The organism is Nocardia sp. NPDC060220, assembly GCF_042727815.1.
GTDB lineage: Bacteria > Actinomycetota > Actinomycetes > Mycobacteriales > Mycobacteriaceae > Nocardia.
Window position 1 is genome coordinate 1 of sequence record NZ_JBHWZY010000520.1, and the last position, 4,994, is coordinate 4,994.

The 4,994-nt window shown below is 69.6% G+C and carries 5 protein-coding genes; 2 read left to right on the top strand and 3 right to left on the bottom strand.

From position 1 onward, the window contains the following. Positions 1-2,115, top strand: a 2,115-nt coding sequence (locus ACFWF3_RS24025; protein WP_379315354.1) for a primosomal protein N', incomplete at its 5' end; no start/stop codon positions are given. Positions 2,116-2,134: 19 nt separating this feature from the next. On the opposite strand, the gene ACFWF3_RS24030 is transcribed toward ACFWF3_RS24025, so the two are convergent. Beyond that, the gene (locus ACFWF3_RS24030) at positions 2,135-2,980 is read right to left on the bottom strand and encodes an SDR family oxidoreductase (RefSeq protein ID WP_379315355.1); all 846 of its coding nucleotides are present in this window, start codon (positions 2,978-2,980) and stop codon (positions 2,135-2,137) included. An 81-nt stretch (positions 2,981-3,061) separates the two neighbouring features. Between ACFWF3_RS24030 and ACFWF3_RS24035 the strand changes: the two genes are divergently transcribed. Then, positions 3,062-3,655, top strand: a complete 594-nt coding sequence (locus tag ACFWF3_RS24035; RefSeq protein WP_378989072.1) for a TetR/AcrR family transcriptional regulator — start codon at positions 3,062-3,064, stop codon at positions 3,653-3,655. 54 nt (positions 3,656-3,709) lie between these two features. Here ACFWF3_RS24035 and ACFWF3_RS24040 read toward each other — a convergent pair whose 3' ends face one another. Both ACFWF3_RS24040 and ACFWF3_RS24045 read right to left on the bottom strand, forming a co-directional pair. Beyond that, on the bottom strand, positions 3,710-4,102 hold the full coding sequence (locus ACFWF3_RS24040; protein WP_379315357.1) for a nuclear transport factor 2 family protein: 393 nt from the start codon (positions 4,100-4,102) through the stop codon (positions 3,710-3,712). Positions 4,103-4,144: 42 nt separating this feature from the next. Continuing rightward, positions 4,145-4,994, bottom strand: an 850-nt coding sequence (locus tag ACFWF3_RS24045) for an HD domain-containing phosphohydrolase (protein WP_379315359.1), incomplete at its 5' end; no start/stop codon positions are given.

Here is a 4,994-nt window from a genome sequence, read left to right on the forward strand (position 1 = left end):
GATCACAACGGCAAGATGATGCCGCTCGAACGAGTGGTCTCCGCCGAACGCGTCCTCACCCCGGAAATTCTGCGCCTGGCCACCGCCGTCGCCGCCCGCTACGCGGGAACTCGCGCTGATGTCCTGCGTCTTGCCATCCCTCCGCGCCACGCCCGTACCGAAACCGGCGGTGCGAAGAAGTCCGATGCCGTGAAGAAGTCGACGCGTTCGGCGGCTGGAGTTGTCGATATCGCCGACGATCCGACGTCGTCGCCGGAAGACCCGGCCCTCGCCGATGAGCAAGATGCTGGCGCCGTGGCCGACTCGGCACCGGAAGCTGTTGATGGTGAGCATCTTTCGCGCTCGACTGACGCGGACAGTGCCACCGGTGTGGACGGCTCCACCGGTGCGGCCGGCTCGGCGGCGGGTTCGGGCGGCGTCGGCGATTCGGTCGCGGAATTCGGCGGGGCGGCGGGCGACAAGGCAGCGAAGGTCCAGGTCGAGCAGACGTCGAGCGCCGCGGCGGAAGCGCGCAGCGAGGTCGACGCGTCGGCCTGGGGCCGGTATGCGCACGGCATGGGGTTCGTCGGCGCGCTGGCACAGGGCAAGGGTGTGCGGGCGGCGTGGCAGGCGTTGCCGGGGGAGGACTGGGCGGCCCGGCTGGCGGAGTTGGCGGCGACGGTGGTGGCCGCTGGTCGCAGTGCGGTGTTGATGGTGCCCGATCAGCGCGACCTCGATCGATTACTCGCCGAATGTGTTGCACTGGTGGGTGATTCGGCAGTCGGACTGTCGGCGGGGCTGGGCCCCGCGGCGCGATATCGGCGGTGGCTGGCGGTGTTGCGGGGGCAGGCGCGGATCGTGGTGGGGACTCGGGCGGCGGTTTTCGCGCCCGCGAGCGATCTCGGGCTGATCGCCCTCTGGGACGACGGTGACGACACCTACGCCGAACCCCGTTCGCCGTATCCGCATGCTCGCGAAGTGGCGATGCTCCGGGCGCACGAGACGGGGGCCGCGTTCGTCGCGGCCGGTTTCGCGCGGACCGCGGAGATCCAGGCGGTGGTCGAAACCGGTTGGGCCCATGACCTTCTCGCCGAACGTCAGGTGCTGCGTGAGGTGACGCCCAGGATCAGTGCGCCGGGCGACAGTGACTACGCCCTGGAGCGCGACGCGCTGGCCCGCTCGGTGCGAATGCCCGGCGTCGCGTTCGCGGCCGCGCGCTCCGCGATCAAGGAGAACGTGGCGGTGCTGGTCCAGGTGCCGCGGCGAGGTTATGTTCCGTCGTTGGCCTGTGCGAAATGTCGTACCCCCGCGCGCTGCCGGCACTGCAACGGGCCGTTGGCGCTACCGCATTCGGGCAATGGTGAAGCGGCGAGTCCACAGTGCAAGTGGTGCGGCATCACCGAAGCCGCGTTCCGCTGCCAGGCCTGCGGTGCGCGAGCGCTGCGGGCCACGGTGATCGGCGCGGCCCGCACCGCCGAAGAGCTCGGGCGTGCGTTCTCGGGCGTCCCGATTCGTGCTTCGGGCGGTGGGGAAGTGCTCGACACGGTCGAACCCGGCGCCCAGGTGGTCGTCGCCACCGTCGGTGCGGAACCCCTCGTTCGCGGTGGCTACGGCGTCGCGCTGTTGCTCGACGGCTGGGCGCTGCTCGGTCGCGCCGACCTGCGCGCGAGCGAGGACACCCTGCGCCGGTGGATGGGTGCGGCCGCCCTGGTCCGCCCCCGTGGCCAGGTCATCGTCATGGCCGAGCCGTCCCTCGCCACCGTCCAGGCGCTGGTCCGGTGGGATCCTGTCAACCATGCCGCCGCCGAACTGGAGGCTCGCGCGGAGGTCGGCTTTCCGCCTGCGGTCCGGCTCGCCGCCATCGACGGCACCACCGCCTCGATCGCGGAATTGCTCGACGCCACCACGCTTCCCGACGGTACCGAGATCCTCGGCCCGGTACCGCTGCCGCCGACGGCCCGTAAACCGTTCTCCGGCGGCGATTCTCCCGCCGAGGTCGAACGGATGCTGCTGCGGGTGGCCCGCTCGGACGGCGCTCCCTTGGCACGCGCCCTCACCGCGGCCCAAGCCGTCCGCAGTTCGCACCGCTCCGACGCGCCCTTGCGCGTGCAGATCGACCCGGTCGATATCGGCTGACGAGGTCCCCGCGGTCCGGTCAGGCGTACGTCGCCCGATGGCGCCTCACCCACTGCGCGTAGGTGGTGGCCGGTCGACCGAGTACCTCCTCGATATCAGGGCTGACCTGCAGTTCTTCCGCTGTGGGCATGCCGAGGATGGTGAGGGTGTGGTCGGCGACCGGCTCAGGCATGAAGCGCAGCATGTTCTGCTTGGCCTCGTCCACGGTGAGTTCGAGGAAGGTGATCGGGGCGTCGATTGCTTCGGCCACCGCCGCGGCTTGGTCGCGAGGGGTGATCACGGCGGGTCCGGTGAGGGTGTAGGCGCGGCCGTGGTGGCCGTCTTCACGCAGTGCCACGGCGGCGACGGCGGCGATGTCGGCGGGGTCTACTGCCGGCAGGCCGATATCTCCGAACGGTGCGGGGATGACCCGCTGGGTGCGCACCGGTTCGATCCACGCGAAGGTGTTGGAGAAGAACGCGCCGGGGCGCAGGGCCGTCCACTCCAGGCCGGATTCGGCGAGGGCCTGTTCGAACGCGATGGTTCGTGCGTAGCCGTCGGACTGTGGGCGGGTGACCGCGCCCTGCGAGGAGACGAAGACGACCCGGCGGATGCCGGCGTCCGCGGCGGTTTTCAGCAGCAGGGCCGGCTCGGGGCCGGTCATCAGTTGCTCGCCGGTGATCAGCAGGAACAGCGCGTCGGCGCCCTGTAGCGCGGGGGAGAGGCTGTCGAGATCGCCCAGGTCGGCGACCGTGTGCTCGACACCTGTCGGCAGGTCGACGGGGCGTGTGCCGCGGGATACCGCCCTGACCTGTGCTCTAGCGTCGACGAGTAGTCCGACCAGGGTGCTGCCGATATTGCCGGTTGCTCCGGTGACGACGATCATCTGAATCCTTAGTTAGTTAGCTGACTGACTTGCTGGACACGAATGTATCCCACCGGCCGCGCTCTGTCTATAGTTAGTTGTATGACTAAATCGGACGCGCAGCTCAGCCCGAAGATCGGGAAGCGGGAACGCCTGGTGCAAGCGGCGATGCGCGTGTTCTACGAGCAGGGCATCGAGAAGACGACGATCGCCGATATCGCGCGCGAGGCCGACGTCCCGGTCGGCAACGTCTACTACTACTTCAAGACCAAGGACCAGTTCATTGCCGCGGTCATCGAGTTGCACGCGCAGGTGCTGTCCGGCGTCGTCACCGAACTCGCCGAACTGCCGGGACCCGCCGAGAAGCTGAAGGCCATGGTGCGCAGCTGGGTCGAACAACGTGAGATGGCGGCGCGTTTCGGCTGTCCGACCGGTTCACTCGCCGCCGAACTCGACAAGCGCGAAGACGCCTTCGGGGGGCAGCCCGCACGCGTGATCGGGCTGCTCGTGGAGTGGGCACGCGAACAGTTCGCCGCCCTCGGTCGCGCGGACGCCGCCGAGCTCGCCGTTGCCTTCGTGGCCGCGTACCAGGGGATCTCGTTGCTGACCAACACCTTCCGTGACCCGCAACTGATGGTCACCGAAGGTGCCCGGCTGGAACGATGGATCGACGAGCTGGCGCAGGAGTCCGGATAGCACCTGCGCCGGCTCGGGGTCGTTCGTCGGCGCGGTTCTGCCCGTGGCCGGAGGTCAATCGGTGGGCTGCCAACCCGAGCACAGCAGGTCGATGGTGGTGATCGCGTTATCGGTGGTGGTCAGGAAAACGCGCTGGTCGGCGACACGAGTCGTACCGTTGGCCGGGCGCATGCGGACCAGCCAGTGCATCGCGAGCTTGTCGCCGATGTGTTCGCGGCCGGACTCGACGACGGCGAAGTCGTCGGGACCGCCGAACCAGCCGCGGAAGCGCGCGATCGCCGGATCGGGACCCACCGCGGTGAACGGGCCGGGTGGGATCAGACCGCGCAGCGTGACCTCGGGAGCGAGGTAGGACGCCATCGCGGCGAAGTCGCGCCGGATCAGCGCGGCGAGAAAAAGGTCGGCGACCGAGGAGGTCGTCTGCGGGGTGTGGGTCGAAGTAGTCATGGGAAAAGTCTGCGACCTGCGCCGATGTCGAACATCGGGTGATCACCCGATCTTTGCCGATTGATCCTCGTCGGGCAGTAGGCCGTGGCGCATCGCGAACACCGCGGCCGAACCACGGCTGTGGACACCGATTTTTGTGTAGATGTGCTCGACGTGGCTGCCCGCCGTGCGTGGGCTGATGCCGAGGGCCTGGGCGATCTCTCGGGTCGACCGGCCGCGCACCAGCAGGGCGAGGACGTCGAGCTCGCGGGCGGTGAGCCCGGCGATCTGCGCGCGCTTGCGTGGTCTTCGGCCCTGGGCCGCGGCCAGTACGGCGGCAACGGCGTCGCCGTCGAGTCGCCCCGCTGTCACCTCGGCGCGCAGGATCCTGGCTCGCTCGTCCGGCTCGATGGCGGGTCGGTGCGGTCGCTGCTCGCCGAGTGCGCGAAACATCTGGGCGGCGGCCAGAATTCGCGCGGTGGGCGGCAGCATCGAGCCGGTGAGCCCGCGCGGATAGCCGGACCCGTCCAGCCGTTCGTACACCATCGAAGCCGGTCCGCCGAGCGCGGCCAGGTGCGGGCTGCGCGCCAGCACTCGCTCGGTCAGATACGGAACCATCCGCACCCGTTCGCGTTCGGAGGCGGTCAGCGGACCCAGTTTGTTCCAGATGCCCGTCGAGACGCCGATGGTGCCGAGGCGACACACCAGGGCTGCCCGCCGCACGGTCACCGCCTGGTCGGCGGGCAGGCCGTACTCGCGGGCCGCGGCGGCGGCCAAGTCGGCCACGGCCCGCGAATGACCGAGGAACCAGGTTGCTTTCGCGTCGGCGTAGTCGGCGAAGACGGTGAGGACGTCGGTGAGTTCGTCGTCCGCGATCGGCCGGTCGAGCGCCGCGCAGCCGTCGATCACCTGC